The organism is Halococcus sp. AFM35, from assembly GCF_051195015.1.
In the GTDB taxonomy this organism is placed as follows: Archaea; Halobacteriota; Halobacteria; order Halobacteriales; family Halococcaceae; genus Halococcus.
This window is the reverse complement of sequence record NZ_JBNTJU010000071.1, coordinates 1-3,093: the sequence shown is the minus strand read 5'-3', so window position 1 is coordinate 3,093 and position 3,093 is coordinate 1. Positions and strand designations below refer to the sequence as shown.

The 3,093-nt window shown below is 59.4% G+C and carries 3 protein-coding genes; 1 reads left to right on the top strand and 2 read right to left on the bottom strand.

What is annotated here, in order from left to right; genetic code table 11:
• Both ACQUQO_RS18020 and ACQUQO_RS18015 read right to left on the bottom strand, forming a co-directional pair.
• Positions 1 to 779 (bottom strand): DUF790 family protein (locus tag ACQUQO_RS18020; RefSeq protein ID WP_435080006.1); only part of this gene is annotated, 779 nt, incomplete at its 3' end.
• 34 nt (positions 780 to 813) lie between these two features.
• On the bottom strand, positions 814 to 2,271 hold the full coding sequence (locus tag ACQUQO_RS18015) for a DEAD/DEAH box helicase (protein WP_435080004.1): 1,458 nt from the start codon (positions 2,269 to 2,271) through the stop codon (positions 814 to 816).
• A 133-nt stretch (positions 2,272 to 2,404) separates the two neighbouring features.
• Between ACQUQO_RS18015 and ACQUQO_RS18010 the strand changes: the two genes are divergently transcribed.
• Complete coding sequence (locus ACQUQO_RS18010) at positions 2,405 to 3,001, top strand: HEAT repeat domain-containing protein (RefSeq protein WP_435080002.1); 597 nt, start codon at positions 2,405 to 2,407, stop codon at positions 2,999 to 3,001.
• Positions 3,002 to 3,093 lie beyond the last annotated feature (92 nt).

The window sequence follows — 3,093 nt, the reverse complement described above, 5'->3', positions numbered from 1 at the left end:
CTTCGAGACGCTGCTCTCGCTGCACTCGATTCTATCGAACCACCGAATCTCTTCACGTATTTGTGTCCGTGAGTATAGATCCGGTGCATTAGCCCGAACAGCTTCACGTAGCTGAACACCGTCGCAAAGTGGTCCCAGACCCGAATGCGCAACTCGGTCGCATCGTAGAGTACTGCCTGCGCGAGCGCGAGGTTGTACCGATGCAACAGCCACTCGACAGTGAGTGCCTCGTCTGTGTACGACTCCGCGCTTTGGCCGGTCAACTGGGTCGTGCTGGTCGTTCCATCAACGTCCAGTTCGACCGACTCGGCAACCTGATCGCCAAAGCGCACGAGACGGTTGTTTGCATCGAGATCCGCGTACATCCCCTGATGACACTCCGCGAGTGAGATGCCAAGCTCATCAGCGACTGCTGTGTAGACATCGAGCTTCTGGGCGTCAGCACCGAGCGTCGGCTGTCGAACGACCGGATACGAGTTATTGGCCCGCTCGAACAGCCGTTGGCGGATCTCGCGCGGATCGGCTGCCGCCACCGTCTCGAAGTCGCACTCGTCACGAAGCAGCTTCGCCAGCCCTTGGATGATCTTGTAGTCGGTATCCGCCACCGTCAGCTGGTCGATCGCCGTATCGAGGTCAGCCTTCGGCTTGCCCACGTGCGCCTCGAACAGTTCGACCAACTCGCCCGCCGTCTTCCGATATCGTGTATCATCGGGATCGATGAACAGCGGCGTCATCTCATCACCAGATGTCCGCGAGCGCGCGAGGTCGGCCGTCAGCATAGTTCTGGTCTCACTCTACCGGTCACGGTCGCGATCATGCTCCTGCCTCGACGCCTTCGCGGCGGCGCTGAGAAACGTAGTTCTCCATCGTGTCCGTCGCGATGATCTCGTACAGTCGCGCGGGCTGACGCTCGTCGGTGGGTCGCAGGATTCGCCCGAGACGTTGAGCGTATTGGCGTTTCGACGCGCTCCCCGACAAGATGATCCCGACGTTGGCAGCGGGCACGTCGATGCCCTCGTCCAGTACCTGCGACGTCGCTAAGATCGAGTACTCGCCCGTCCGGAACCGTTCGAGGATCTCCGTGCGCTCGTCGGTTTTGGTCTGATGGGTGATGCACGGGACGATGAACTCCTGAGAGATCTCGTAGGCGAAGTCGTTGTTCGCGGTGAAGATGATCGTGCGGTCGTCGTGATGGCGTTTGAGCAGCGTATCCAGTGTGTCGAGTTTCTTCGACGCTGTGCGCGCGAGTTCTTCGGCACGTTGCTTGGCGATCAACGCCCGGCGACCATCCGAGTCATACGACGTGTGCGCGAGGAATTCCTGGTAGCCCTCGGCCTTCCAGAGGTCGAAATCGTGGGTATCGACGTACTCGCGGTAGATTCCATATTCCTCGTCGTACTGGGCGCGTTCATCGTCGGTCAGCTCAACCTGCATGTGGATGGTTTCGTACTCGCTGAGATACTCGCCGGCGAGCTCGTCGACCTCCTCTTCGTAGACAACAGGACCCACGAGATCGGTCTCTTCGAGAAGTTCGTGAGCATCGTCGGCTCGTTCATAGGTAGCCGTCAATCCGAGACGATACGGTGCGATGGTCATCTCGGGGATCTGTCTGTAAGTCGGAGCCGGCAGGTGGTGAATTTCGTCCGCGATCAGCAGCCCGAATCGGTCGCCGTACTCGTCGATATAGCGATACGCGCTGTCATAGGTCGTGACCGTGACTGACCTGATCTCATGCGTCCCGCCACCGAGCACGCCGACTGCCTGTCCGGCCCCATCTCCGCTCTGATGGGGCAGTTGATCGCCAAAGGCGTTAGTGAGCGTCGCGTGCCACTGGTTCATTAGATCGATCGTCGGCGCGACCACAAGCGTGGCAACACCAGCGTCGGCGATCGCCTGGATCCCAAGAAATGTCTTCCCGCTCCCAGTCGGGAGCACGACGCTGCCTCGACGATCATGGGTTCGCCACGCATCGAGTGCTGCCTGCTGATACTCGCGTGGTTCGATCTGGAGTGCAGGATCGAGAGCGAGAGCGGGATAGGCCCGAGCCGTATCCTCGACCGCAACACTGGCTGACTGGATGGACTCTTGGTGGGCTGACTCCTCTGTAGCGAAATTGGAGTCATCATTCCATGCGTCAGCCCATTCGAGTAGGGGACGATACCGATACGCGGGCGCGCGATAGTCCTCAACCCGGTCATCCCACTCCGCGTACGGAACCTCCTCACTGGCCTCCCGCAGCAGGAGCGTGCCCCCGTCGAACTCGAATCGCATCTGGGAGGTACCACAACCGCGACCCGAATAAGCCATACTGATTGGGGAAAGAATGTTTTCGGGCTGTCGATACTGCGGGCTCACAATACAGTCATCCCGAGGAGTTACGCGGCTGTGTCCTGAATGTCCGCGTATGGAGCGCACGCTGACGGCATTCTTCGAGGCTCTCTGGTCCGGGGATACCGAGCAGGTGAATCGCGCACTCGATGAAGTCCACGAGATGGAACTCGAAGAGCAGGCGGAGTTGTTCGATGAGGGCTTCGAAATCTGCCGAGAACTGTATGCCGAGGGTGATGGCTACCAGCGCCAGTCCGCGATCCGCTTCGCAGCGGAACTCTATCCCCGACTAGCATTCCGAACAGTCGGCTCGGAGTTCACCGACGACGCACTACCGGGCGACCACACCACTGCCGAAACAGCCTCCCATCGAGAGCGCCTCCGCGAGCTGTATCTCAACGCACTTACCGATGATGACGGCCGCGTGCGGCGCGCAGCGGCCAAGGCGATCAAAAGCCTCGCGCTCACCGCCGAAATCATCGAAAACGAAGACGAACTTCAGCGACTCATCAAAGAACTGGAGTCGCTCAAAGCCAGCCACACCGACCCCGAACGAAAACACATCCAACAGGCGTATGAAAACGTGACCTTCCACACCAACAAGCCGTTTTCCGTCCTCTCAAACGCAATGGACGAGATTTTCGATGGGAGCCGTCCCCCGGGTGGGCCGTGATTCCGATTTCTGGCCTATACTGACGGCTGAATATTCTTAAGGAACGAACCCGTTGGACCGGTATGACCGCTGGCGAAAACGTATCTCCCGAA

Coding starts and splice junctions, on each gene's coding strand:
- ACQUQO_RS18010 (WP_435080002.1), top strand. CDS start 2,405: ATGGAGCGCACGCTGACGGCATTCTTCGAGGCTCTCTGGTCCGGGGAT.
- ACQUQO_RS18015 (WP_435080004.1), bottom strand. CDS start 2,271: ATGCGATTCGAGTTCGACGGGGGCACGCTCCTGCTGCGGGAGGCCAGT.